Genomic DNA, 23,927 nt, shown 5'->3' on the forward strand with positions numbered 1-23,927 from the left:
CCGCGGGGTCTGCGCCCCGCCCACGCAGGTTTAGGTTCGGCTTAGCACGGTGTTGCGGCGCCCTTGCGGGCGTACCACCACCAGGTCACCACGATGCAGCTCAGGTAGAAGCCGACGAACATGTAGAAGGCCATCTCCGGGCCGCCGGTCAGGGCCATCGAAGTGCCGAATGATTTGGGGATGAAGAACGCGCCGAAGGCGCCCATGGCCGAGCTGAAACCCAGCACCGCGGCCGACTCCTTGCCGGCGTTCTTGAGCGCTTGTTCACGCAGTTCGGGTTGTTGGCCGCGGCTGGCTTTTTCATGCAGGGTGCGGAAGATCACCGGGATCATGCGGAACGTGGAACCGTTGCCCACGCCAGTGGTGATGAACAGCAACATGAACATGCCGAGGAAGCCGTAGAAACTACCGCCCTGGCCGTTCTGCGGCAGGAAGTGCATGACGCCGAAGACCATCGCGATCATCAGTACGAAGTTCCACAAGGTGACCTTCGCGCCGCCGAGCTTGTCCGCCAGCCAGCCACCCAGTGGCCGTACCAAGGCACCCACCAGCGGGCCAAGGAAGGCGAATTTCAGGGCGATGACTTCCGGGAACGAGGTTTTGATCAGCAGCGGAAACGCGGCCGAGAAACCAATGAACGAACCGAAAGTCGCCAGGTACAACCAGCACATCAGCCAGTTGTGCTTGCGCTTGAAAATCACTGCCTGCTCGCTGAACGAAGCGCGTGCGCTGGACAGGTCGTTCATGCCGAACCAGGCAATCACGGTTACGGCGAGGATGAACGGCACCCAGATAAAACCGGCGTTCTGCAGCCACAACGAACTGCCGTCGGCCAGCACCTGCGGCTGGCCGCCCATGAAGCCGAAGACGCCGAAGGAAATCACCAGCGGCACGCTGAACTGCATCACCGACACGCCCAGGTTGCCCAGCCCGGCGTTCAGGCCAAGGGCGGTGCCCTGCTGGGACTTGGGATAGAAGAAGCTGATGTTGGACATGCTCGAGGCGAAGTTGCCGCCGCCAAAACCACAGAGCAGCGCGATCAGCACGAACACGCTGTAAGGCGTGGCCGGATCCTGCACGGCAAAGCCCATCCACAGCGCCGGTATCAGCAGCGACGCGGTGCTCAGGGCCGTCCAGCGACGACCGCCGAAGATCGGCACCATGAACGAATAGAAGATGCGCAAGGTCGCGCCCGACAGCCCCGGCAAGGCCGCGAGCCAGAACAACTGGTCGGTAGTGAAGCTGAAGCCGATGGCGTTCAGGCGCACGATCACCGTGCTCCAGACCATCCACACCGCGAAGGCCAACAGCAGCGCCGGGATGGAAATCCACAGGTTGCGCCGGGCGGTCTGTTTGCCACTCTTGCCCCAGAACGCGGGGTCTTCCGGGCGCCAGTCATGGATGACCGGGCCCTTTTCAGGCGTTTGCAGAACGGACATGTTCTTCTCCTTGGGCAATGCTGGAAAACGGGGATTGGCTGGCGGGCGGCTGTTTACCCAACAGCGGGCGCTTGCGCACCTCGCTCAGGTACATCCAGATGAGGGAGACCCAGACCACGCCGTACATCAACATGAAGCAGGACGAGCGCACGCCGGTGAGGTCCACCAGGGCGCCGAACATGATCGGCAGCACAAAGCCCCCCAACCCGCCGGCCAGGCCGACGATGCCGGACACCGCGCCCATGTTTTTCGGGTAGTCATTGGCGATGTACTTGAAGACCGAGGCCTTGCCGAACGCGAAGGCAATGCCCATCACGAACAGCAGCACGGTGAACAGCGTGGCGTTGAGGCCGATGTGAAAATCCACCGTGCCGTTGACGGTCTGCACTTGCAGTTGGGTCTGTGGGTACGAGAGCAGGAACAGGCAGATCCAGCTGACCCACAACACCCACCAGGTGACGCTCTGGGCGCCCCAACGGTCGGACATCCAGCCACCGACCGCGCGCAGCACGCCACCGGGCAGGGAGAAACATGCCGCCAGCAACGCCGCGCTTTGCAGGCTGAAGCCGTATTCCTGCACGTAGTACTTGGTCATCCACAGGGCCAGGGCCACATAGCCGCCGAACACGATCGAGTAGTACTGGCAGTAGCGCCAAACGGCCGGCTCTTTCAGGGTTTTCAATTGCTCGCGCAACGTGGCGCCACCGCTGCCGCTGTGTTCCTTTTTCTCGGTGGTGAGGAACCAGAACAGCAGCGCGGTGATGAACAGAATGGCGCTGAACACCTTCGGCACCAGGTGCCAGGAACCGAATGCGATCAAGGCCGGCGCGAGGAATTTGGTCAATGCGGCGCCAGCGTTACCCGCGCCGAACACACCCATCGCGAAGCCTTGGTTCTGTTTGTCGAACCACTTGGCCACATAAGCGATGCCCACCGAGAACGATCCCCCGGCCAGGCCGACGAACAGACCCAGCACCAGGAACTGCCAGAATGCAGTCGCCAGGGTGATCAGGTACAGCGGCAGCACACAGGAGAGCATCAGCAGGAAGAACACGATGCGCCCGCCGAAGCGGTCGGTCAGCAACCCCAGAGGCAGGCGCACCAGCGAACCGGTGAGCACCGGCGTGGCCGCCAGCAAGCCAAACTGGGTTTCGTTCAGGGCCAGCATTTCCTTGATCGGAACACCGAGCACGGCAAACATCATCCAGACCATGAAGCACACGGTGAAGGCCAGGGTACTCATCCCCAGTACCAGCCCTTGTTGCACTTGCGCTCGCATCTCGGTGCACTCCCCATAAGTTCGATGAGCGCAGCCTAGTGATGCGTACCCTGCTAAAACTTGACTTGGGTCAACGTGCGTCCCGGCGGTACTGACCTATGCTGGCGCCGTCTACCTCTTAGGGGGTAGAGCCTGAAGTTGATAAGAACCTTTATTTATCAAGGCCTTGAACATTTCGGCCGACGCTTTTATCGAAACGGAGCGGCCGACAACTCTTTAGAGGTAGTGCGTCCGGGATCGGCTGCTACCCCCCCAAGTCCAGGGCATCCCCCCATGTTCGGTTTGCAGATTTTCTTCCAGGGTCGGTCTCGATGATGCGCTGGCTGCGCAGTTCCCTGCCCGCTCGCGCCGGGCTGGCGGTGATCCTGATCGCCATCCTGGCCCTGGCCAGCTCCTTGAGCGCCGGTCTGATTGCCTGGTTCAGCCAGGGTGATGCAGCCGCCATCAACACCGCCGGATCCGTGCGCATGGAGACCTATCACCTGAGCTGGAAATTGACCGCCGGGGCCAGCGACGATGTCCCGGCGATCATCGACAGCCTGCAACGACGTCTCGAAAGCCCGTCCCTGCGCGCCGTGCTGGAAGACGGACCGGCGACCTCCCTGCATCAGAGTTATCAGAGCCTCCTGCAGCGTTGGAACCAGACCTTGCGTCCGGCCATCGAACGCGGCGATTCAGCGTTCTTTCATGCCAGCGCTGGCTCCTTCGTCGAGCAACTGGACCAGTTCGTCACCCTGTTGCAGCGCCAGAGCGAGCACAAACAAGCCTGGCAACAGACGATCCAGGGCATGGCGCTGTTCAGCACCATGATCATCCTGCTGATCGGTTTGTATGAATTGCAGTACGGCGTGGTCACGCCGTTGCAGGAGCTGGTGGATGCCACTCAGCGCTTTCGCCGTGGTGAGTTCCAGGTGCGGGTCAATCATCAGTCCGAGGATGAACTGGGCCAGTTGGCGACCAGCTTCAACACCATGGCCGAGACGATCGAGCAATCGCACCGCACCCTGGAGAACCAGGTCCGGCAAAAGACCCTGAACCTGCAACAGGCCAATGCCGCCCTGGAGCTGCTGTATCAGAGCAGCCGCAGCCTGGCCACGCGGCAGGCCAATGCCGAAGGGTTGGATGAACTGATCAGCCGGTTCCAGCAGCGGCTGCCGGGCCTGCGTCTGTCGCTATGCCTGCAAGGCCAGTTGCAGGCACCGGCCCGGCAACTGCTGTCGCTGCATGGCGCCAACAGCCGCGAGGTCTGCGCCAGCAGCGATTGCGCCACCTGCCAGAAACATCACAGCGCCCGGCCGCAGACGTTCAGCATCAGTAACCAGGGCACGGAGCTGGGTGAGCTCAAGGCGAATTTTGTTGACGGCCATAAGGCCCAACCCTGGGAAACCGCACTGATCCAGGCCCTGGCGAACCTGATCGGCACTTCGCTATCCCTCAAGCGCCAGCGCGAACAGGACCATCGCCTGCTGCTGCTCGATGAGCGCACGATCATTGCCCGCGAGCTGCATGACTCCCTGGCCCAAGCCTTGTCGTACATGAAGCTGCAGGTGAGCCGCATGCAAACCCTGATGCGGCGTGGCGAGCCGGTGCAAACCCTGGAAATCGTCACCGCCGAACTGCGCGAAGGCCTGAACAATGCCTACCGCCAGTTGCGTGAACTGCTCACCACGTTCCGCTTGCAGATCCACGACGACGGGTTGGTCCAGGAACTCAAGGACACCGCTGAAGAGTTCTCCCGCCGGGGCGATTTCCAGGTGCATCTGTTCGTCGACACCCTGGCCTTCGAGCTCTCGGCCAGCGAGCAGATCCATATCCTGCAGATCACCCGTGAGGCGCTTTCCAACTGCCTGCGCCATGCCCATGCAGAGAACGCCTGGCTCGAACTTCGCCAGGAAGGCGAAACCGTGCGCTTGTCGGTCGAAGACGATGGCCGGGGCTTCAGTGGCGAAGTGGACCAGCGCGAACACCATGGCCTGAACATCATGAACGAACGAGCCCGCAGCTTGCGCGGCCAACTGCAAATTAACTCCCGAACGCCCCAGGGCACCCGTATCCAGGTGCATTTCCAACCGGAATTCCTGGGCCAACACAGCGAAGGTCTCGCAACATGAACGCCCCCCTGCGTCACACCCTCCTGCTGGTCGACGACCATCCCATGATGCGTCGAGGGATCCGTCAGATGCTCGAACTCGAAGACGACTTGCACATCGTCGGCGAAGCCAGCCACGGCGAAGAAGCCCTGACCCTGATCGAACCGCTCAAACCCGACCTGGTGCTGCTGGACAACAACATGCCGCAAATGAACGGCATCGAAACCCTGCGCCGGCTGCGGGCCATGCATTACACCGGTAAAGTATTGCTGTTCACCGTCTCCGACGCCGAGGATGACATCCGCGATGCCCTGCGCCTCGATGCCAACGGATACCTGCTCAAGGACATGGAGCCGGAGCTGCTGGTGCAGTACATCCGCGACGCCCTCAACGGCGCGCTGGTGATCAGCCCCGGTCTGACCCGCGTCATGGCCCAGGCCTTGCGCTCCCCGCCCCGCCAAGCCGACGTGGAACTGACCGAGCGCGAACGCCAGGTACTCAAGACCATCGCCGGCGGCTGCAGCAACAAAGTCATCGGCCACAAACTGGGCATCACCGAAGGCACGGTCAAGGTTCATGTGAAGAACTTGCTGCACAAACTGGGTTTGCGCTCACGGGTCGAAGCGGCCGTGTGGGCGATGGAGCATTTGCGCGGGGCGGGCTAACTCAATCAACACCTACCCCTGTGGGAGATGGGTGGTGAACACAAGCCCGGGAACACTCGAAAAACTGTGGGAGCGAGCCTGCTCGCGATGACGGCGGCATATTCAACATCCCTGCAAGCTGACCCTCCGCTATCGCGAGCAGGCTCGCTCCCACAGGGTTTGTGTTTGAGCGGGGACGCACCTCCCTCTTCCGAGGTAAGCCTGCCGAGGCATAGGCCGCAAGCGCGTGGGGTTCTACCATGACGGTACGCGGAGGTACGCCATGCTGACTCATCCTTCCATCGTTTTACTGTTGCGTCGTCATCATTTGTTCAGCCAGTTACCGGAACGGGTCTTCGAGGACGTGTGCAATCTGGCCGTGCTCAAACGCCTGGAGTGCAACAGCACGCTCATGCATCAGGGCGACCCGGCCAAGCGGTTTTTCCTACTGATCAGCGGTCAGATCAAACTGTTCCGGGTCACCGGTGAAGGCCAGGAAAACCTGGTGGAGATCATCCAGCCTGGGCAGACCTTTGCCGAGGCACTGCTGTTCAGCCAGGCCAGGTGCTACCCGGTCAGTGCGTCGGCACTCAAGGACAGTGTGCTGGTGAGTATCGAAGGCACCCACTACCGCAAGGCCCTGGAAGACCAGCCAAAGGTCTGCCTGGCGATTCTGGCGAGTATGAGTATCCATTTGCACCAGCGCCTCAAGGACATCGACAACCTGACCCTGGCCAGCGCCAGCCGACGGGTCATCAACTTTCTGCTTCAAGAGCGCGATCCGCGCGACGGCCAGGTAGTGCTGCAGGTGTCCAAACGCCTGGTGGCCTCCAAGCTGGGAATCCAGCCAGAGACTTTCTCGCGCATTCTTCATCGCCTGGTGGACGGCGGCCTGATCGCCATGGAGCGGCGCAACATTCGCATCCTGGCCGAGGATGAGCTTGACGCTTACCAGCAATAATGCGCGCAGCCCCAACTCCCTTGTGGCGAGGGGATTTATCCCCGCTGGGGCGCGAAGCGGCCCCTATTCAAACTGTCTGACACAGCGCATTGGGACTGCTTCGCAGTCCAGCGGGGATAAATCCCCTCGCCACAGGTTCAGCCAGACTCACTATCTGCTGTGTCATTTCCAACGATCATCGGTATCAACCGCTCAAACAACGCCTCCCCCTCTTCTTGCGTGCAATCGACCCCGAACCGCTTGCGCCAGCCCAACTGACTCAGAATCACATGCACATCCGCCCTCAAATCATGCTGCTGCAAACACGCCTGGACGCATTGCAGCGGGCAACCGTCCAGCGCGATGATCCGCCGCCCCGAGCGGGCTTTGTTGACCAGTGCCGGCACATGCCCGCCGACCCCGACAATGCAGGACATCTCGGCCAGGCCGGCGCGGTCCAGGCGCAGGGCGACGGTGTTGGCCAGTTGCGCGACGTTGGAGCAACCGGAACAGGAGTACACCAGGGGCAGTGTGCCTGGAGTTTTCATCAGGCCGTCGCCAATCCCTTGCCCGCCCGCTCCAGATTGCGCCATAGCCACGGCGGCAATACTTCCGGGTCGAGGCTGTCGATCAGGTTCTTCAACGCCAGCCCCAATTCGGTGTCGCCCTCGATCACCAACCGCCGCCGGAAGAACAACGTATCGGGATCCTCCTGACGACTGGCGAGCAAGAGGAATTCACGCCAGTTGCCGCTGATGGTGACCTGGGCTTCGGCCCGTTCGGCGATGCGCAGTCCATCCTGCGCCAGGGTCAGGTACCAGCACAACTTCAGGTCCGGCACCCGCAGGCACAGCCAGCGCCCACGTAGCACCTCGAAACCGCCATCGCGCAGCGGCTCGGCCAGGCAACGATTGAGCGCCTGTTGCAGCGCCAGGCGCTGCACGACAAACGGCACCTTGCCCACCAGCGGCAGCACCCGGTCAGCGCCTTTGAGCAACCATTTTTTAGGACTCAGCACAGGCCCGCCTCCTCAACTTTCAACATACCGGCATGGCCGTGCCAATAGCCGTTGCAACCGTCCACAAACAGCGGTGGCGCCTCGCCCTGGCGAACCTTGTCGAAGGCCCTGACCACCTCGGCCATGCCCTGGGCGCGCGGGCTCAGGCGCAGGACGTTGGCGCCACTGGCCATCAGCGCGGGGTAATCGGCCAGCAGATTGGTCACCTCACCGGACATCGTCTGAATGCCATTGAGGGTGAACAGTTGCTGGCCCTCCTGACTGCTCAACGCCAGGCCATCGGGATAGTTGATGCAACAGAACTGACAGTCGTCCTTGGGCCGGTTTTCGGCCCGGGCGGTAAAGCAGCGCGCCGAATAAGCCAGGGGCAAGTGGCCGTAGGCAAAGATCTCCACCTCGGGCACCTCGCGGTCCATTTCCCGCACCTGCTCCAACACATCGCCGATCAGCGCCGCCGAGCATTCCACCGGCGGCACCCAGCGAATCATGCCGCTGTCGAGCAATTGCTTCAGGGCGTGGCCGTTGTACAGGTTCAACGCCGGGCCGCCGACGAAGGGCAGCTTGCGTTCGGCGAGCAACTGCACCGCGCCCATGTCATTGGCTTCCACCAGCAGTTGACCGTTGTCACACAGGCGTCGCAGCGACGACAGCTCCGAAGCCGCTTCGATCAGTGTCAGGCTCGACAACACGATCTGCGCCTGGCTGCACGTTTGTAGCTCGCGCGCCAAACCCAGCCATTGATCCAGAGAGAATGCCCGGCGCTTGGAACACACGGTTTCCCCCAGGTAAATCACATCCAGCGGCAAGGCCGACATCTCGGCGTAGAAATTCCCCAGTTGCGCTTTGTCCCAGTAAAACAGGACCGGTCCCAGGCTGAGTTTCATCTGGCCTCCCTCATTGCCATGATCGATGGTAAGCGCCCAGGGTGGTCTGGCTGCCTTCCGACAAACCGGCCAATACCTGGCGCCATTCTTCCCGCACCCGGAATCGTTGCGGTGCAGCGCGGTGGGCATCCAGTGCGGCGCGCCAGACCCGGGTCACTTGTTCGACGTAGGCCGGGCTGCGCTGGCGGCCTTCGATTTTCACCGCTTCGACGCCGATGGCCGCCAGCTCCGGCAGCAGGTCCAGGGTGTCGAGGCTGGTGGGTTCTTCCAGGGCATGGAAACGCTTGCCGCCCACCAGGAAGCGGCCCTTGCACAGGGTCGGGTATCCGGCCGGCTCTTCAGGGGTGTAGCGGTCGATCAGGACCTCGCTCAAGCGTGCGCTCAGGCCATCGGCGTCTTCGCTCCAGCGCACTGCCTTGGCCGGCGAGCACACGCCGCACAGGTTCGGTGACTCACCGGTGATGTAGGAGGACAAGTGGCAACGGCCCTCGGCCATGATGCACAGGCTGCCGAAGCCGAAGACCTCGATCGGCACTGGACTGGCCGCTGCCACCTGTCGCACCTGGGCCAGGGACAGCACCCGTGGCAGCACGGCGCGGCGAATACCGTAGCGCTCGGCGTAAAAAGCCAGTGCCGCCGCATGGGTCGCCGAACCTTGTACCGAAAGGTGCAGGGCCAATTGCGGATGGCGCTGGCTGGCATAGCCGAGCACGCCGGGGTCGGCAGCGATCAGGGCGTCGACGCCCAAATCGGCGGCGCGATCCACCGCGCGCTGCCAGCGCTCCCAGCCCTTGGGTTGCGGGTAGGTGTTGACCGCCACGTAGAGTTTGCGTTGATGCTGGCGGATGTGCGCGACGGCCGCGTCGAACTGCTTGTCGTCCATGTTCAGCCCGGCGAAGTGCCGGGCGTTGGTGTCATCGCGAAAACCGACATAGACGGCATCGGCGCCTTGGCGCACCGCCGCTTTGAGGGCAGGCAGATTTCCTGCCGGGCAAACCAGTTGCATGGGGCATCCTCATGAGAAAACTCGGGGCGCCGCCAGTCTAGTCAGCTCGTGGGCGGCGACCTTGACGACAATCAATTGCCGTCAATGCATCAGGCTCGCGAACGGCAAGTACATCACCTTGTCGTGCAGACGCACTTGCGTCTGGCACTCGACCACGGCCAAACCATCGGCCCAGCATGCGGCAGCCAACATGGCCGAACTTTGCTGGGGATGCAGCTCGACACACAGCGAGCCATCGGCGCTCGGGGCCAGTTTCGCCCGCAGGTACTGGCGCCGCCGATTGGGTTTTGGCCAGTCAAACCCGGCCGGCAACTGCAGCGGGACAGGCAACACTTGCTCCATGCCTTGAGCCCGAAACAGGAACGGGCGCAGGACAATCAACGCGGTGATCAGCGCCGCCGATGGGTTACCTGGCAGACCGATCCAGGGTTTGCCGGCCACTTCGCCAAAGGCCAGCGGTTTACCCGGCTGGATTGCCAGGCGCCACAGGTCAACGCTGCCCAGCGCTTCGATGGCTTGTTTGAGATGATCCTCCTCGCCCACCGAGACTCCGCCGGAGGTCAGCAGCAAGTCGCACTCGGCCGCCGCCAGGCTCAAGGCCTGGCGACTGGCGAGCAGCTTGTCGGGCATGGCGCCATAGTCATGCACTTGCATGCCCCAGCCGCGCAGCAATGCCGCGAGGCTATGGCGATTGCTGTTATAGATCTGCCCCGGCGCCAACGCTTCGCCCGGTTCGCGCAGTTCATCGCCGCTGCTGAGTAGGCCCACCTGCAAGGGCCGATAGACCTCCACCTCGGCAATCCCGGCACCGGCCAGCAGCCCCAACTCCTGAGCCCGCAAGCGCTTGCCGGCACGAAGCAAAAGGTCTCCTTGGCGCATTTCCTCGCCTTCCTTGCGCACATGGTCCCCGTCATGGACCGGTGGCAACCAGACCCGCTCACCTTCTACCTGACAGCTTTCCTGGGGAACCACGGTGTCTGCCCCCGGCGGCAGCGGCGCGCCAGTGAAAATCCGTACGGCCTGCCCGGGCTGCAGCGGTATATTCGATGCCTGCCCGGCGGCAATGCGTCCGGTCAGGGCCAGATAACCGCCGGCGGCGGGCAGATCACAGGCCCGCAGGGCGTAACCATCCATGGCGCTGTTGTCCCATGCAGGCAAATTCATGGGGCTGTGAATGTCTGTCGCCAGCACCCGGCCCAGGGCCTGGTCCAGCGCCACCCGTTGCACCGGCGGCGGCAGCGGTGCCTGATCCAGCAGGTAGCGGATGGCTTCATCCACCGGCATCAGTGCGCCGCTCTCACAGACGCTGCCACACGCTCCGCTGCTCATGAGCGTGTCCCGCAAGGCTCAACGACAACGCCTGGTTGCGGTTTGAGGTGGGGAGTGAAGTTGCACGGGCCGGTGCGGCTGTCCAGTTGGCCGGCCAGGATCTGGTCCCAACCGGTGCGACACGCCCCCGGCGAACCCGGCAGGCAGCACACCAACACGCCGTTGCTCATGCCCGCCAATGCCCGCGATTGCAGGCTAGACATGCCGATCTCCGCCAGTGACACCTGTCGGAACAGTTCGCCGAAACCGTCCACCTGCTTGTCCAGCAGCGGCAGCACCGCCTGGGGGGTGTTATCGCGAGGGGTGAAACCGGTGCCGCCGGTCATCAGCACCACTTGCACTTGCGGATCGGCGATCCACTGCGAGACCTGGGCGCGAATCTGGTAGATATCATCCTTCACCAGCCCGCGGTCGATCAGCACATGCCCGGCGGTTTGCAGCAGATCGGCGAGGGTCTGGCCGGAAGTGTCGGTCTCGAAGCTACGGGTATCGCTGATGGTCAGCACCGCGATGTTCAGCGGTTGAAAGTGTTGTTGCGTCAGATGGGCCATGGTCAGCCGTCCTTAAAAAAAACATGGCCCAGCCTGAACCGCAATCGGCGCCGGGCCTATTCCTCCATGGAGGTACCTCCCTCGGCGCTCCTTGCACAAACAATGATCCCCCCGTAGGAGCTGCCGAGCGTAGCGAGGCTGCGATCTTTCCCCGGCCACTTGAGCCTCAAGCGAAGGATCAAAAGATCGCAGCCTGCGGCAGCTCCTACAGGGGCGTTCAGTCAGGGTGCCAGGCGGCTACGCCGCCAGGTGCCATCTTGCAGGCGGTAGTCGAGGCGATCGTGCAGACGGTCGGCGCGGCCTTGCCAGAACTCCAGCCGTTCAGGCCTCAGGCAGTAGCCGCCCCAGTGTTCTGGGCGCGGCACCGGCTGATTGATAAACCGTCGTTCTGTTTGCGCCAGCAACGCCTCGAGGGCGGCCCGATCATCCAACACACGGCTCTGCGGCGAGGCCCATGCGCCAAGACGGCTGGCCAGGGGGCGGGAAGTGAAATAGGCATCCGACAGCCCGGGGTCGAGTTTGTGAACCTGCCCTTCAACCCGCACCTGCCGTTCCAGCCCCGGCCAGAAAAACGTCATGGCCGCCCACGGATTGATCGCCAGGTCCTGTCCCTTGCCACTGTCGTAGTTGCCGAAGAACGTGAAACCGTCCTTGTCGAACCCCTTGAGCAACAGCACCCGACAATGCGGTCGGCCCTGCTCGTCGACGGTCGCCAGGGCCATGCTGTTGGCTTCCACCGGAGGGCTTTCGGTGTCGCGGGCTTGTTGCATCCATAGCCCGAACAGGACCATCGGGTCGTCCGGGGCCTGGGTTTCATCCAGACCGTCGAGGGTGTACTGGCGGCGCATTTTGGCCAGGGAAAGGGGCATGAGGGTGATCTCCCGATAGGTTTGGCCCAGTCTGCATCAGGCCACCCGGGGCAACCTTGATCACCATCAATAGGGCGCCGCCCTGTAGGAGCTGCCGAAGGCTGCGATCCTGTCCCAGGCAAGGGAGTCTCGAGCTAAGAGCAGGTCAAAAGATCGCAGCCTTCGGCAGCTCCTACAGTCAGTGCATGGCTCAGTAGCAGAGTGACCAAAGATTCATTTGAGCCCCAACCGCCGAGCCAGTTTATGCAGGTTGCTCGGGTCTACCTCCAACAACCGTGCCGCCCCCGCCCAGTTCTGCCCGCAACGCTCCAGGGCTTTGAGAATCGCCTGGCGCTGACACGTGTCGACAGCTTCGTTCAAAGGCTGGAACGGTACATCGGCGACCTCTGGAGACTGTTCAAGCGTCGCGTGGGCCGTGGATCCGCTGGCATTGACATCCAGATCCAGCACCTGCGGTTCCAGGGTCATGATCAGGCTGCGACTGGCCCCGCGGCTGAGTTGTTTCAACGCCGCGCGACTGATCACGTGTTCCAGCTCCCGCACATTGCCTGGCCAGGTATACGCCAGCAACGCCTGTTCAGCGGCCGGCGACAGGCGCAAGCCGCGCAAACCCAGGCGCGTGCGGTTCAGCTCCAGGAAATGCCCGGCGAGCATCAGCACATCGTGACCGCGTTCGCGCAGTGGTGGGATCGGCACCGGGTAGACCGAGAGCCGGTGATACAGGTCGGCGCGAAACAGCCCGTCGCGAATGCTGTCGGGCAGGTGGCGGTTGGTGGCGGCGATGATCCGCACATCGACATGCAGCGGCTTGTCAGCACCCAGGCGCTGGATCTCACCGTTTTGCAGAGTGCGCAGCAGCTTGGCCTGCACACTTAACGGCAACTCGCCCACCTCGTCGAGAAACAGCGTACCGCCATTGGCTGCGTCAAAGCGCCCGGCGCGGTCGGTCGTCGCCCCGGAAAATGCCCCTTTGACGTGGCCGAACAGTTCACTTTCGGCCAGGGATTCGGGCAATGCCGCGCAGTTGACCTGCACCAGCGGCTTGTGGCTGCGCCGGGACAGGCGATGCAAACGACGGGCAAACAACTCCTTGCCGACACCGGTTTCTCCCAGCAACAGCACCGGCAATTCGGAGTCGGCCAATACGTCCAGCTCGTTGAGCAGTTGATCCAGCACCTCGCTGCGCCCAAGGATCTCGCCCTCTTCGGCCGGCAGCCGGACATCCGGCAGATCACTGCGCGAGGCCCGCAGGCTGCGGTTTTCCTGTTCGAGTCGGGTCACCCGCACCGCTGCTTCGATCTGCAAGGTGCAGCGTTTGAGTTCCTCCCGTGCACGGCTGTCGAAGGTGCCGGCGTGCAAGGCATCCAGGGTGATCGCGCCCCACAGGCGGCCTTCCACATACAGGCTCACGCCCATGCAGTCGTGCACCGGCAGCGGCTCGCCGACATGGTTGTCGAGCAAGCCGTCATAAGGGTCCGGCAAACGGCTGTCGGGCTCAAACCAGGTGGGTTCGCGCGAAGCCATGATCGCCGCCAGACGTGGGTGTTGGGCAATCACGAACCGACGGCCCAGCGCCTCATGCACCAGGCCTACGGTGGCGACGGGCCTGAGGCTGTCATCGTCCAGGCGCAACAAGCCTACGGCGCCACTGTTGAAGTATTCGCGCAGGGTCTGTACCAGGCGTTGCAATCGAACGGCATTGGGCAACTCGACGATCAGGTCGGCGGCCAGGCTTTCACGCAGCATGGTAGTGATTACCCTCCAGGGTTCGTTTGACCCCTTGCAGCCAGGGTGAGAATCACCCTGGTAAATATTTATTCGTTAATTTTCAGGCATTTAAATCTGGCACGTCGGCTGCAAAGTTCGCTCATCTGTCCCTGCCGGGATTCAACCCAAGGAAACATGATGAGCCTCGATCTGCTGGAACAAAGCCTCGGCCAATTGGCCTGCGACATTCCCGGTGCCACCCGTACCTTCCATCACTACAACCTCGACTTCTGTTGTGGCGGGCAAAAATCCTTGCGCGAAGCAGCGCTGGGCAAGGGCCTGAACCCACTGCTGATCGCCGACGCCCTGCGCACCTTGCAAGCCGCCGGGGAGCTGGGTCATGACTGGCGCGACGAACCCCAAGCGTTGTTGATCGCCCACATTCTGGAACGCTACCACGCCCGCCACCGCGAACAGCTGCCGGAATTGATCCGTCTGGCCCGCCGCGTCGAGATGGTCCATGGCGCCCGCGCCAGTTGCCCCGTCGGCCTGGCCGATCACTTGCAGGACATGTATCAGGAGCTCGAAGGCCACATGCTCAAAGAAGAGCAGGTGCTGTTCCCGATGCTGCAACAGGGCCTGGGTGAACGGGCCTTGGCGCCGATCCAGGTGCTGCGCTACGAACACGACCAGCACGGTGAAGCGTTGGAAACCATGCTCGCCCTGACCGACCAGATCACCCCGCCCTCCAACGCCTGCAACACCTGGCGCGCCCTGTATCGCGGGCTGGTGGAGTTACGTGACGACCTGATGCAGCACATCCATCTGGAAAATAATGTGTTGTTCGTCAATGCGATGAAGCCAACTGCTCGCTGAGCCTTAAACATCGCACTTCTCACTGTGGGAGCGAGCCTGCTCGCGAAGCGTCGGATCAGTCGGTATTGAGTTGTCTGACCCACCGCAATCGCGAGCAGGCTCGCTCCCACAAAGGCCTTTGGAGCCCACCCTTTTTTGCACACCCTCGGTTCGGTGTTGTTCTCTCCTACTTCAAAACTGCCAATAGAACATCGCCTTGGCCAACACCACGATCAGCAACATGTGCCCCAGGATACTGCGACGCAGCCAGCAGGCCCGATTCGGGGTGAGACGGCCGCTCTTGAGCCAGTACGCCAGCCACAGATAGTGCCCGATGATGCTCAGCGCCAGCAGGATTTTCAGGCTCAGCAGCAGGCCGAAGCTGTTGCTCAGCGGTTGGCTCAAGGCGCCACGATGCTGCCAGGCCAGCGCGATACCGGCGCTGTAAAGCACCAGCACCACACCGTGCAACACCTGCCGCGAACGCTTGGCGATCGCCGGGTCGGCGGCGTCCTTGACGACTTGGGCCAAAGGCCTGCGGGCGGCATGCCAGATAAAAACCTCGAAAAACAACGTGCCGATAAAAGCGATAGCCGCCAATAGATGAGTGACTAGCAAAACCCCATACATCATCGATCCCCTCGGCTCATCCCGGATGCCCATCCACGCGGGCCTGCAACAGCATCAGGCCATAACGCCAGGCGTAGAGTCCGAATGCCAGGGTCCAGCACAGCCCCGCCAGCCACAGTGCAGCCAACGGGAACAGCAGCACCAGCAGCACTCGGCTCAGGCACGCCAGGTTCAGCAGGACGAAAGCCAGGGTCATGCCCGCCGGCGGTTCCAGCGCTCGCCCAGTATGCCCCAGGCTGACGCGGGCGATCATCGCCAGGATCAACCCGGCCATGGCGCCGATGGACAAGCTGTGCACCGCCAGGCTCGGGTTCAGCGCGACGCCGAAATGCCACAGCGCCATGCCCAGGCAAGCCAGCGCCAGCCAGGCGTAGGCCAGGTGCAGCGACCACAGCAGCGGCACCCGCCATAAATCCCGATCATGCCAGCGCACCAGTCGCACCCCGTGCCCCACCGCCAGCGCGGCGAACAGCAGGCCGACCCAGAGGCTGGCCGACAGTGCCGGGCCGAAGGCATACAGCAGCGCCACCAACGCTGACCCTGCCAGTAACAGGCGATCGAGCCACGGCCAGGGGGCAACGCCCTCGACCCGGCCGAGACCGCGCTGAGTAAAGAAAGGAATCACCCGCCCGCCGATCAGCCCCATCATTGCTGCCACCAGCCACAGGCCAGTGAGCACGCTTTGGCGCTGCAAGCCCTCGTCATGTTGCACCAGACCGTACACGGATAACCCATCAGCGGCGGCCAACAGCAGCAAGACCAACACAATCGGGTAATTGCGCTTCTGCCGCACGCGCCACAACGTAATGCCCATCAACGCCGCAACCGCCAGGGCGAAACCCAGCTCCAGCACCGTCAGCAATGGCCACGGCGCATCCACCAGCCAGGCCAGTCGCGCGCCCAGCCATAACAACGCCAGCGCCGCCAGACGTTTGCCGCTGAGCCCCGGAGTACCTGTCCAGGTCTGCACGGCCGTCAACAAGAACCCGGCGATGATCGCCAGGCCGAAGCCGAACAACAGCTCATGACGGTGCCAGGCCAACCAGCCGCCGGCCGGTTGCCAGGCCGACAGCCTTCCCGTGAACGCCGCCAGCCACAACGGTATGGCCAACAACGCAAGCACACACCCGGCCAGGAAAAACGGCCGAAACGCCAGCCGCCACAACGGCAGGATGGCCATGGCCTTGCGACGGTCAAGCACTTGCATACACCACTCCTTTACCTCACCGCAGGACGGGCCTGGCGATAAGGGGTCAACAATCAGGGGTCGAATGATCAGCTATCGGCACGGACGGGCCTTGTCTCAGATCAAGCCAGCCTGCCTCACCCAGGTACTTGCAAGGGGCTTGCCGAAACCGGTCGAGGGTGTAACGCCCCACTCAATAAACCGTCTGCTTATCCCTTGAAGGGGCGAGCCTGCTGGCGATGAGGCCGTTAGCTCGATATCTCCGCTGACTGTCAAGCCGCCATCGCGAGCAGGCTCGCTCCCACAAACAGCCATCAGCCGGGTAAATATGACCCTGTCATGGTGATTATTACCCTAGCAGACCAGGGTCATTTATACCCACTCAACAGTAAGGCCCCACAAATCAACGGTTGCGGGCCTGGCCCGGCTCTTGCTCAAGCAGGGCACAGACTTTTTTGCCGGGGTTATCCATGAAACACGTCGCGCTGCCGCTTGCCTGGTTCGTCTTGCTCTCTTGCGTCGTGGGGCTGGCCAGCGGCCTGTCCCTGAGCCTCGTCTGAATCCGATCCATCTTCCTGCCCTACAAGGACTCATGCCATGGTGCTCCACCGTGTTCATCACCAGATTCTGCGCAGTCATCACCTGTTCGAGCCGTTGAACGAAGAACAACTCGACGAACTGATGAGTACCAGCCAACTGCTGAATGTCGACAGGGGCGAACCGCTGTTCCGCCAGGGCGAACCGGCACAGGCGTTTTACTTCGTGATCTCCGGGGCGGTGAAAATCTACCGGCTGACGCCAGACGGCCAGGAAAAAGTCTTCGAGGTGATCGGCGAGCGCCAGACCTTCGCAGAAGCCATGATGCTGATGGACACCCCGAACTACGTCGCTTGCGCAGAAGCCGTTGGGCCCACCCAGCTGTATCGCCTGTCCAACGCCACGTACATGCGTCTTTTGCAGAGCAACAGCCGGTTGACCTTCGCCCTGCTCGGCAAGCTCTGTGTGCGCCTGCATCAACGGGTCAACGAGATTGAAACCCTGTCGCTGAAGAACGCTACCCACCGCGTGGTGCGCTATCTGCTGACGCAACTGGTGCGCCTGCAAACCGTGGACAGCCAGTTCGAGCTGCCAATGGCCAAGCAACTGATCGCCGGACACCTGTCGATCCAGCCGGAAACGTTTTCGCGGATCATCCGCCGGCTGATCGATGAAAAGATCATCACCCAGGACGGTCGCCAGATCGCCATTCTCGACCGCCTGCGCCTGGAACATTTCGAATGAGCGCGCAACCCACGTGCCTGTATTGCCAACACGCCAACCCGACGAATGAAACCGAATGTCGCCAGTGCGGCATGCCCCTGCCGGCCGAGGCTGCACGGGCCGGCGAGCGCCGCCTGCGGCGCTTCACCTGGTTCTGTGTCGGCCTGACGGTGTTCTGCGTCGTCATGTTTTTCTGGTTACCTCGCAGCATCGCTTGAACCCTCAATCCTGAGTCAATTGCCGGTACAACTGTGGCAAACGCAGCGGCAGCTGTTCCGGTTGACGGATCAAGGTGTAGCCATTGGCGCCGAACATGTACGGCAGGTAATCCCCGGCTTCACGATCGATGGTGATGCAAAACGGCGTCAGCCCCTGGCGCCGGGCCTCCAGCACCGCCTGGCGGGTGTCCTCCACGCCATAGCGCCCTTCATAGAGATCCAGGTCGTTGGGCTTGCCATCGCTCACCAGCAACAACAACTTGCGTCGCCGCTTGCAACCTTCCAGCCGCTGGGTCGCCTGGCGAATGGCGGCGCCCATGCGCGTGTAATAACCGGGCCTGAGGCCCTGGATCCGACCTCGGGTGTGGTCGTCATAACCTTGGTTGAACGCCTTGATCTCGTGCATCCGCACTTGTTGGCGGCGCAGTGAAGAGAATCCGTACAGGGCAAAATCGTCCCCCAGCACTGACAGGGTTTCACCGAACAGCAGCAGGCTGTCGCGGATCACGTCGATCACCCGGTGCTCGTCGTTGAGATGAGCATCGGTGGACATCGACAGATCGGCCAACAGCAGGCAAGCCAGGTCGCGGCGGGTCTGGCGCTGTTCCATGAACAGGCCGCGTTCGCTGCACTGGCCGTGCTGGCGCTCGACGTGAAAGTCCAGCCAGGCTTGCAGGTCCAGCTCCGAGCCCTGGGTTTGCTGGCGCAGCCATTGGCGATCGTTGCGCAGATGCTCGAACTGGCGGCGCAAACGCTGGGCCGAAGCGCGCAGGCGGGCCGGCAGCGGCTGGGGTTCGCAGTCTCGGGGAATGAAGGTCTGCACGCTGACGAAATCGTCCTGCAGGCGTTGCTTACGGTAGTCCCATTCCGGCAACAGGATGCCCGCTCCCAGGGGAATGTCATCCACATCGGCTGGTGGCAGGTCCAGGTGCAACTTCAAACCGCCGCCCTTGCGCAAGCGGGTGCGCGACAGGGTCAATTGGTCCAGGTCCTCGGCGACTCGCGCCGCGTCCGGGTCTTCGCTGTCATCCGCCCAGCGATCCAGGTCCACGTGTTCGGTCCAACTGAACAGGTTCTCCAGGCGCACGATCAGCAACCCACCGTCACGGCTGGTGTCATCGATTCGCTCGGCGCGCTTGCGACCGCCCTGCTGCTCACCCGGCGGCGTCGCCAGGTATTGCTCGGACTCTTCGAGGTTGGCCGCCTGGGGATTGCCCAGATGCTGGGGCGGATACAGCCACAGCGGCAGTGGCCAGGCGGCCCGCTCACTGCGCGGAAACTGTTCGACGCTGCCCGGCTCGCGCAAGGCTTGGCACAGTGCGCGCTCCAGGGCAGCTTCGGCCGGGGGCAACGATTGCGGATCGGGGCGCAAGGACAGATGCGCCTCCACCAGTCGCCGATATCGGCTGCGCAGCGCCGGGTAACGCCCCAGCAGCGCTTGCGTCCAGCGCTGGTTGTCCCGCCCCCAATGCGTCATCGGCCCCGCTTGCGCGGCCAGCAACGCCAGCCAGCGGTACAGTTCTTCGTTCAATTTGGCATCGGGAAACGCCGCCAGGCTCGCCGGCAAACGCAGGTTGTCGCCATCGCAGCAGGCCAGCGGCACTTGCTTGCAGGTGCCGGCGATCTGCTGCAACAGGTTGCGCCGCAGCAGCAGGTCGCGGTCGCTGACGGCCTCCACACCCAGGTGAGAAGCACCACCGGTGGCGCGCAACAGCACATGCAGAGCGCGTTGCCGGGGGATCAACTCCACCCGTGCTTCGGGAAAATCCACGCTGGCTCGTCGGGTGATGAAACGGTGCCAGACGCTGCCGACCCATTCTTCCAGTTCTAGGGTGAATGCCATGGTTATTCTCCTATCGACCCGTTGCGGTGAGGGAGCTGGTTCGCACTGCGCTTTGTGGCGAGGGAGCTTGCTCCCGCTTGGGTGCGCAGCGCCCATCAAAAAGGGTCTGCTACGCAGCCCAGCGGGAGCAAGCTCCCTCGCCACAAAAGCTCCCTCGACACGGCTTCAGTGGTGGCCCGTCAAGAAGGCACCACTGCTGCCGGGGCGCGCAAAGCGGCACGGCCACGTTGGCGGAAGCTGAACAGGTAGCAGAGCAAGCCAGCCAGGAACCCGACGCCGCTGACCAGACGCGCCCAGAACAGCGGCTTCAAATGGTCCATCGTCGCCATGAACGGCAAGGCGCTGCCGTCCGCCATCCAGCGTTGCAGCCACACCTGGACGACACCGGCGGCGGTGAGGAACAAGGTGATCATCACCATCGACAGCGTCATCAGCCAGAAGCCCCAGATCTCCAGGCGCTGCGAACGCTCATCAGCCGCTTCACCCAACCCGCGCAGACGCGGCATGGCGTAACTGATCAGGGTCATCACGATCATCGCGTAGGCCCCGTAGAAAGCCAGGTGACCGTGGGCTGCGGTCAGTTGCGAGCCGTGGGTGTAGAAGTTCACCGGTGCCAGGGTGTGCAGGAACCCCCAGACGCCGGCACCGAAGAACGCGGTCACCGTGGTGCCCTTGGCCCACAACGTCGCGGCGCGGTTGGGGTGTTGCCGACGACGGTTTTTCACCATGCTGAAGGCGAAGATCACCATCGCCAGGAACGGCAGCGGTTCCAGCGCGGAGAAGATCGAGCCGACCCACAACCAGACCTCGGGTGCACCGATCCAGAAGAAGTGGTGACCGGTGCCGATGATCCCGGTAATCAGGGCCATGGCGATGATCACGTAGAGCCACTTCTCGACCACTTCCCGGTCCACGCCAGTGACCTTGATCAGCACAAAGGCAAGCATCGAACCCATGATCAGTTCCCAGACGCCTTCAACCCAAAGATGCACCACCCACCACCAGTAGAACTTGTCGCGGACGAGGTTTTCCGGGTTGTAGAAGGAGAACAGGAAGAACACCGCCAGGCCGATCAGGCCGGTCATCATCACCATGCTGACGGTGGTCTTGCGGCCCTTGAGCAGGGTCATGCCGATGTTGTAGAGGAAACCCAGGCAGACCACCACGATGCCCATCTTGGTGATCGTCGGTTGCTCCAGGAACTCACGGCCCATGGTCGGCAGCAAATCGTTGCCGGTGACTTTGGCCAGCGTGGCATAAGGCACTGAGAGGTAGCCCAGGATCGTCAGTACCCCGGCGGCGGCGAACACCCAGAACAGCACGATCGCCAGCTTCGGACTGTGCAGCTCCCGATCGGCTTCCTCGGGTATCAGGTAGTACGCCGCGCCCATGAAGCCAAACAGCAGCCAGACGATCAGCAGGTTGGTGTGGACCATACGGGCCACGTTGAAGGGAATCAGCGGGAACAGGAAGTCGCCGACCACGTATTGCAAGCCCATGATCAAACCGAACAACACCTGCCCCAGGAACAGGATCAAGGCAAACACGAAGTAGGGTTTGGCAACGGCTTGCGAGGCGAATTTCAGATGCGGATTAGCCATGCTCATCTCTCAGCCCTCCTTGTTTGGCGGCCAGCCATTGGTATTGATTTTCGCGCTCCACTTGAGGAACTCGGCGATGTCGTTGACTTCCTGTTCGCTGAGGTTGAATTGCGGCATGGCCCGGCGTCCGGGCACGCCCAAAGGCTGCATCTTCATCCAGGCTTGCAGGAACGGCGTGAAGGCTTCATCGCCGCCGCGCCGGTTGACCACATTGCCCAGCTCCGGCGCGAAATACGCGCCCTCGCCCAGCAGGGTGTGGCAGCCGATGCAGTTGTTGCGCTCCCAGACGCCCTTGCCGCGAATCACCGATTCGGTCAATTGCGTATCGTTGCTGCGTTCCGGAAACGTTTGTTCCGAGTGGTAGGTCAGGGCCAGGAAGATCAGGAAAAAGAACACGCTTCCCCCGAAATAAATATTCCTGGCCATGCCTTTGGTGAAGGTATCTGACATGGTCACGTCCTCATTGCTTGGCGTGTCCATTCTAGGAAGTGAGGGTCTGAAACCCGCTTGATGGCGATCAAGAATCTCCGATGGTTTTAGTGGGTTGTTCAAACACCGCTCGAAAGTCAGATGAGCTTTTGCTTTTGTAGCGAGGGGATTTATCCCCGCTGGGCTGCGAAGCGGCCCCCGACATGCTGTCTGATACACCGAGGTAGCAGAACATTTGGGTCTGCTTCGCAGCCCAGCGGGGATAAATCCCCTCGCCACAGGGGGTTGCATTCGCAGTGTCAGGCAGCGGAGATGATGACGCCCCCGATCACCGTCGCCAACAGCACCGCCCAACTCAACACCAACCAGCGCCACAATCGCGGCGCATGGCGCAGTTCCATGAAGCCGTCGGCGATCAACCAGGCCTTGGTCACCGCCACCGCCAGGATGGCGACGGACACCAGCCCGGTGGCAGCGACCTGGCCCAGGGCAACGGTGCCGATGCTCAACACGGCCAGTGTCATCCAGCAGGTGATCAAGACATGGGAAGCCGACATGAGCACCTCCGCTCAACCGAGAATGTAGACAACCGGAAACAGCAGCACCCAGACCAGGTCCACCATGTGCCAATACAGCACGCCGGATTCCAGCCCGCTGCATTGCTGCGAACCGTAACGCCGCCGCCGGCAACCCTCGGCCAGCCAGCCGAGGATGACCATGCCAAGCAGCACGTGCAGGAAATGAAACGCCGTGAGGATCCAGTACAAGGTGAAAAAGGTGTTGTGCTCCAGCCCGAGGCCGTTCGCCCACAAGTGGGCGTACTCAATGAGCTTGAGCGCCACGTAGGCGCCGGCAACCAGCAAGGCCAGCCACAACAGCAGCGCCGCTTGGCGTGGCCGGTCCTGCCGGACTTGCTCCTGGGCCAAGGCGGCGAACAACCCGGCGCTCAGCAGGCTGAGGGTCATCGCCAGGCCGGTGGAGCGGTCCAGCAATTGCCGGCCTTCGCTGAACAAAGGCGGGTTCAATGCCTGGGCGACGGCGAATGCCAGGATCAGCAAGGCAAACACCGTCAGTTCGGCGAGGATGAAAAACCACATCGCCAGGTCCCCTGGCAAACGCCGGGTGGACAGCGCAGCGGCTTCAGCCGAAGTGGACATCGGCCACATCCATCAGCGCGGCCACGGTCTGTGGATCGTCGCTCAACGGCTCGGCCAGACAGGCCAGGCAGGCTTGGCGCGGGTCCATGCCGGATCCGATCATGCGCGCGGCGAAGATCAGCAGACGGGTGGAGGCCACCTCCTCCAGGTCATGCTGATCGAGCCGGCGCAGCGCCTGCCCCAGCCGCACCACCTGGGCCGCCAGAGCCATATCCACCCCGGCCTCGCGAGCCACGATGCGCTCTTCATCGGCAATCGTCGGATAGCCAAAGCGCATCGCCACGAAACGCTGGCGGGTGCTGGGTTTCATGCCCTTGAGCAAGTTCTGGTAACCGGGGTTGTACGACACCACCAGCATGAACGAGGGCGGTGCCTGAAGAACCTCACCGGTGCGTTCCAGGTACAGCTGTCGGCGATCATCGGCCAAGGGATGCAATACCACGGCGGTGTCCTGGCGTGCCTCCACCACCTCGTCCAAATAACAGATACCGCCCTCGCGCACTGCTCGGGTCAGCGGCCCGTCTTGCCACCAGGTGCCCTGGGCGCCAATCAGGTGGCGCCCCACCAGATCGGCTGCGCTCAGGTCATCGTGGCAAGCCACGGTGTACAACGGCAATTTCAGTCGATGGGCCATGTGCTGGACAAAACGGGTCTTGCCGCAGCCCGTCGGGCCTTTGACCAGCACCGGCATGCCGTGCCGCCACGCCTGTTCGAACAACGCCAGCTCGTTGTCCTGGGGTTGGTAAAAAGGTTCGGCCGGGTGTTCAAGGGTGTGGATAGCGTTCATGGCATGACCTGATCAGATAACACGATTGCCAGCCACGCTACGGGCCCCTGCGACAACCTGGCAAGGGCTGTGGCCGGCAAACTTGATCGCCGTCAAGCAGGTAACCACCGGCCTGGGCATAGCCTTGCAGCGCACCAAGAATCTGCGCGCCGAACGTCAACTGCAGGGCCGCGCGGGTCATGCCTGAGGAGAAATGGAATGCTGA

At 62.5% G+C, this 23,927-nt stretch carries 24 protein-coding genes; 6 read left to right on the forward strand and 18 right to left on the reverse strand.

Features of this window, described 5'->3' with window-relative positions; genetic code table 11:
* Positions 1-41 precede the first annotated feature (41 nt).
* A complete protein-coding gene (locus BMY45_RS13805; protein WP_092398412.1) occupies positions 42-1,439 on the reverse strand; it encodes a NarK family nitrate/nitrite MFS transporter in 1,398 nt (465 codons plus the stop codon).
* Positions 1,417-2,718, reverse strand: a complete 1,302-nt coding sequence (locus BMY45_RS13810) for an MFS transporter (protein ID WP_092398414.1) — start codon at positions 2,716-2,718, stop codon at positions 1,417-1,419. Before BMY45_RS13810 ends, BMY45_RS13805 begins: the two co-directional genes overlap by 23 nt.
* A gap of 311 nt (positions 2,719-3,029) precedes the next feature.
* On the opposite strand from BMY45_RS13810, the gene BMY45_RS13815 reads away from it, so the two are divergent.
* The 3 genes from BMY45_RS13815 to BMY45_RS13825 all read left to right on the forward strand — a co-directional run bounded on the left by BMY45_RS13815 (position 3,030) and on the right by BMY45_RS13825 (position 6,413).
* Complete coding sequence (locus BMY45_RS13815) at positions 3,030-4,829, forward strand: HAMP domain-containing protein (RefSeq protein WP_092398416.1); 1,800 nt, start codon at positions 3,030-3,032, stop codon at positions 4,827-4,829.
* Positions 4,826-5,473 carry a two-component system response regulator NarL gene (gene narL / locus BMY45_RS13820; protein ID WP_092398418.1) on the forward strand — a complete coding sequence of 216 codons (648 nt, stop codon included), beginning with the start codon at positions 4,826-4,828 and terminating at the stop codon, positions 5,471-5,473. The genes BMY45_RS13815 and narL overlap by 4 nt, the downstream gene beginning before the upstream one ends.
* 262 nt (positions 5,474-5,735) lie before the next feature.
* Positions 5,736-6,413, forward strand: coding sequence for a Crp/Fnr family transcriptional regulator (locus tag BMY45_RS13825; RefSeq protein ID WP_092398420.1), 678 nt, complete (start codon positions 5,736-5,738; stop codon positions 6,411-6,413).
* A 137-nt stretch (positions 6,414-6,550) separates the two neighbouring features.
* On the opposite strand, the gene BMY45_RS13830 is transcribed toward BMY45_RS13825, so the two are convergent.
* The 8 genes from BMY45_RS13830 to norR all read right to left on the reverse strand — a co-directional run bounded on the left by BMY45_RS13830 (position 6,551) and on the right by norR (position 13,795).
* A complete protein-coding gene (locus BMY45_RS13830; protein ID WP_092398422.1) occupies positions 6,551-6,940 on the reverse strand; it encodes a putative zinc-binding protein in 390 nt (129 codons plus the stop codon).
* Entirely contained in the window at positions 6,940-7,410 is a 471-nt protein-coding gene (locus BMY45_RS13835) for a ubiquinone anaerobic biosynthesis accessory factor UbiT (RefSeq protein ID WP_092398424.1), read from the reverse strand. The genes BMY45_RS13830 and BMY45_RS13835 overlap by 1 nt, the downstream gene beginning before the upstream one ends.
* On the reverse strand, positions 7,404-8,294 hold the full coding sequence (locus tag BMY45_RS13840; protein ID WP_092398426.1) for a U32 family peptidase: 891 nt from the start codon (positions 8,292-8,294) through the stop codon (positions 7,404-7,406). Before BMY45_RS13840 ends, BMY45_RS13835 begins: the two co-directional genes overlap by 7 nt.
* A 10-nt stretch (positions 8,295-8,304) precedes the next feature.
* The gene (locus BMY45_RS13845) at positions 8,305-9,300 is read right to left on the reverse strand and encodes a ubiquinone anaerobic biosynthesis protein UbiU (protein ID WP_092398428.1); all 996 of its coding nucleotides are present in this window, start codon (positions 9,298-9,300) and stop codon (positions 8,305-8,307) included.
* An 81-nt stretch (positions 9,301-9,381) separates the two neighbouring features.
* The gene (gene glp / locus BMY45_RS13850) at positions 9,382-10,629 is read right to left on the reverse strand and encodes a molybdopterin molybdotransferase MoeA (protein ID WP_092398430.1); all 1,248 of its coding nucleotides are present in this window, start codon (positions 10,627-10,629) and stop codon (positions 9,382-9,384) included.
* The gene (moaB, locus tag BMY45_RS13855; protein WP_092398432.1) at positions 10,626-11,180 is read right to left on the reverse strand and encodes a molybdenum cofactor biosynthesis protein B; all 555 of its coding nucleotides are present in this window, start codon (positions 11,178-11,180) and stop codon (positions 10,626-10,628) included. Before moaB ends, glp begins: the two co-directional genes overlap by 4 nt.
* A 221-nt stretch (positions 11,181-11,401) precedes the next feature.
* Positions 11,402-12,049 (reverse strand): pyridoxamine 5'-phosphate oxidase, encoded by a 648-nt coding sequence (gene pdxH, locus BMY45_RS13860; RefSeq protein WP_092398434.1) that lies wholly within the window; start codon positions 12,047-12,049, stop codon positions 11,402-11,404.
* Between the two features lie 213 nt (positions 12,050-12,262).
* Positions 12,263-13,795: a nitric oxide reductase transcriptional regulator NorR gene (gene norR / locus BMY45_RS13865; protein WP_092398436.1), complete on the reverse strand. Its 1,533-nt coding sequence runs from the start codon at positions 13,793-13,795 to the stop codon at positions 12,263-12,265.
* A gap of 159 nt (positions 13,796-13,954) precedes the next feature.
* Here norR and ytfE point away from each other — a divergent pair, with 159 nt between their 5' ends.
* On the forward strand, positions 13,955-14,632 hold the full coding sequence (ytfE, locus tag BMY45_RS13870; RefSeq protein ID WP_092398438.1) for an iron-sulfur cluster repair protein YtfE: 678 nt from the start codon (positions 13,955-13,957) through the stop codon (positions 14,630-14,632).
* 171 nt (positions 14,633-14,803) lie between these two features.
* Here the strand turns inward: ytfE and BMY45_RS13875 are convergent, their stop codons facing one another.
* On the reverse strand, positions 14,804-15,244 hold the full coding sequence (locus tag BMY45_RS13875) for a hypothetical protein (RefSeq protein ID WP_092398440.1): 441 nt from the start codon (positions 15,242-15,244) through the stop codon (positions 14,804-14,806).
* A gap of 13 nt (positions 15,245-15,257) precedes the next feature.
* Positions 15,258-16,448 (reverse strand): NnrS family protein, encoded by a 1,191-nt coding sequence (locus BMY45_RS13880; RefSeq protein WP_092398442.1) that lies wholly within the window; start codon positions 16,446-16,448, stop codon positions 15,258-15,260.
* A gap of 576 nt (positions 16,449-17,024) precedes the next feature.
* On the opposite strand from BMY45_RS13880, the gene BMY45_RS13885 reads away from it, so the two are divergent.
* Complete coding sequence (locus BMY45_RS13885; RefSeq protein WP_047225841.1) at positions 17,025-17,708, forward strand: Crp/Fnr family transcriptional regulator; 684 nt, start codon at positions 17,025-17,027, stop codon at positions 17,706-17,708.
* Positions 17,705-17,905: a protein DnrP gene (locus BMY45_RS13890; protein WP_092398444.1), complete on the forward strand. Its 201-nt coding sequence runs from the start codon at positions 17,705-17,707 to the stop codon at positions 17,903-17,905. Before BMY45_RS13885 ends, BMY45_RS13890 begins: the two co-directional genes overlap by 4 nt.
* Positions 17,906-17,909: 4 nt before the next feature.
* On the opposite strand, the gene BMY45_RS13895 is transcribed toward BMY45_RS13890, so the two are convergent.
* The 6 genes from BMY45_RS13895 to BMY45_RS13920 form a co-directional block, all read right to left on the reverse strand.
* Positions 17,910-19,748, reverse strand: coding sequence for a nitric oxide reductase activation protein NorD (locus tag BMY45_RS13895; protein WP_092398446.1), 1,839 nt, complete (start codon positions 19,746-19,748; stop codon positions 17,910-17,912).
* A 179-nt stretch (positions 19,749-19,927) separates the two neighbouring features.
* Positions 19,928-21,355: a cbb3-type cytochrome c oxidase subunit I gene (locus tag BMY45_RS13900; RefSeq protein WP_092398448.1), complete on the reverse strand. Its 1,428-nt coding sequence runs from the start codon at positions 21,353-21,355 to the stop codon at positions 19,928-19,930.
* A 3-nt stretch (positions 21,356-21,358) separates the two neighbouring features.
* Entirely contained in the window at positions 21,359-21,799 is a 441-nt protein-coding gene (locus BMY45_RS13905) for a c-type cytochrome (protein ID WP_092398450.1), read from the reverse strand.
* 278 nt (positions 21,800-22,077) lie between these two features.
* Positions 22,078-22,335: a cytochrome C oxidase subunit IV family protein gene (locus BMY45_RS13910; protein ID WP_092398452.1), complete on the reverse strand. Its 258-nt coding sequence runs from the start codon at positions 22,333-22,335 to the stop codon at positions 22,078-22,080.
* Between the two features lie 12 nt (positions 22,336-22,347).
* Positions 22,348-22,935 carry a cytochrome c oxidase subunit 3 family protein gene (locus BMY45_RS13915; RefSeq protein ID WP_092398454.1) on the reverse strand — a complete coding sequence of 196 codons (588 nt, stop codon included), beginning with the start codon at positions 22,933-22,935 and terminating at the stop codon, positions 22,348-22,350.
* Positions 22,919-23,722: a CbbQ/NirQ/NorQ/GpvN family protein gene (locus BMY45_RS13920; RefSeq protein ID WP_092398456.1), complete on the reverse strand. Its 804-nt coding sequence runs from the start codon at positions 23,720-23,722 to the stop codon at positions 22,919-22,921. The genes BMY45_RS13915 and BMY45_RS13920 overlap by 17 nt, the downstream gene beginning before the upstream one ends.
* Positions 23,723-23,927: the final 205 nt, after the last annotated feature.

Source organism: Pseudomonas sp. NFACC39-1, from assembly GCF_900110355.1.
Taxonomy (GTDB): Bacteria; Pseudomonadota; Gammaproteobacteria; order Pseudomonadales; family Pseudomonadaceae; genus Aquipseudomonas; species Aquipseudomonas tehranensis.

Coding starts and splice junctions, on each gene's coding strand:
- BMY45_RS13885 (WP_047225841.1), top strand. CDS start 17,025: ATGGTGCTCCACCGTGTTCATCACCAGATTCTGCGCAGTCATCACCTG.
- moaB (WP_092398432.1), bottom strand. CDS start 11,180: ATGGCCCATCTGACGCAACAACACTTTCAACCGCTGAACATCGCGGTG.
- BMY45_RS13890 (WP_092398444.1), top strand. CDS start 17,705: ATGAGCGCGCAACCCACGTGCCTGTATTGCCAACACGCCAACCCGACG.
- BMY45_RS13825 (WP_092398420.1), top strand. CDS start 5,736: ATGCTGACTCATCCTTCCATCGTTTTACTGTTGCGTCGTCATCATTTG.
- glp (WP_092398430.1), bottom strand. CDS start 10,629: ATGAGCAGCGGAGCGTGTGGCAGCGTCTGTGAGAGCGGCGCACTGATG.
- pdxH (WP_092398434.1), bottom strand. CDS start 12,049: ATGCCCCTTTCCCTGGCCAAAATGCGCCGCCAGTACACCCTCGACGGT.
- BMY45_RS13875 (WP_092398440.1), bottom strand. CDS start 15,244: ATGATGTATGGGGTTTTGCTAGTCACTCATCTATTGGCGGCTATCGCT.
- BMY45_RS13805 (WP_092398412.1), bottom strand. CDS start 1,439: ATGTCCGTTCTGCAAACGCCTGAAAAGGGCCCGGTCATCCATGACTGG.
- BMY45_RS13910 (WP_092398452.1), bottom strand. CDS start 22,335: ATGTCGGCTTCCCATGTCTTGATCACCTGCTGGATGACACTGGCCGTG.
- narL (WP_092398418.1), top strand. CDS start 4,826: ATGAACGCCCCCCTGCGTCACACCCTCCTGCTGGTCGACGACCATCCC.
- BMY45_RS13905 (WP_092398450.1), bottom strand. CDS start 21,799: ATGTCAGATACCTTCACCAAAGGCATGGCCAGGAATATTTATTTCGGG.
- BMY45_RS13915 (WP_092398454.1), bottom strand. CDS start 22,935: ATGTCCACTTCGGCTGAAGCCGCTGCGCTGTCCACCCGGCGTTTGCCA.
- BMY45_RS13830 (WP_092398422.1), bottom strand. CDS start 6,940: ATGAAAACTCCAGGCACACTGCCCCTGGTGTACTCCTGTTCCGGTTGC.
- BMY45_RS13845 (WP_092398428.1), bottom strand. CDS start 9,300: ATGCAACTGGTTTGCCCGGCAGGAAATCTGCCTGCCCTCAAAGCGGCG.
- ytfE (WP_092398438.1), top strand. CDS start 13,955: ATGAGCCTCGATCTGCTGGAACAAAGCCTCGGCCAATTGGCCTGCGAC.
- norR (WP_092398436.1), bottom strand. CDS start 13,795: ATGCTGCGTGAAAGCCTGGCCGCCGACCTGATCGTCGAGTTGCCCAAT.
- BMY45_RS13815 (WP_092398416.1), top strand. CDS start 3,030: ATGATGCGCTGGCTGCGCAGTTCCCTGCCCGCTCGCGCCGGGCTGGCG.
- BMY45_RS13920 (WP_092398456.1), bottom strand. CDS start 23,722: ATGAACGCTATCCACACCCTTGAACACCCGGCCGAACCTTTTTACCAA.
- BMY45_RS13900 (WP_092398448.1), bottom strand. CDS start 21,355: ATGAGCATGGCTAATCCGCATCTGAAATTCGCCTCGCAAGCCGTTGCC.
- BMY45_RS13810 (WP_092398414.1), bottom strand. CDS start 2,718: ATGCGAGCGCAAGTGCAACAAGGGCTGGTACTGGGGATGAGTACCCTG.
- BMY45_RS13895 (WP_092398446.1), bottom strand. CDS start 19,748: ATGGCATTCACCCTAGAACTGGAAGAATGGGTCGGCAGCGTCTGGCAC.
- BMY45_RS13840 (WP_092398426.1), bottom strand. CDS start 8,294: ATGAAACTCAGCCTGGGACCGGTCCTGTTTTACTGGGACAAAGCGCAA.
- BMY45_RS13880 (WP_092398442.1), bottom strand. CDS start 16,448: ATGCAAGTGCTTGACCGTCGCAAGGCCATGGCCATCCTGCCGTTGTGG.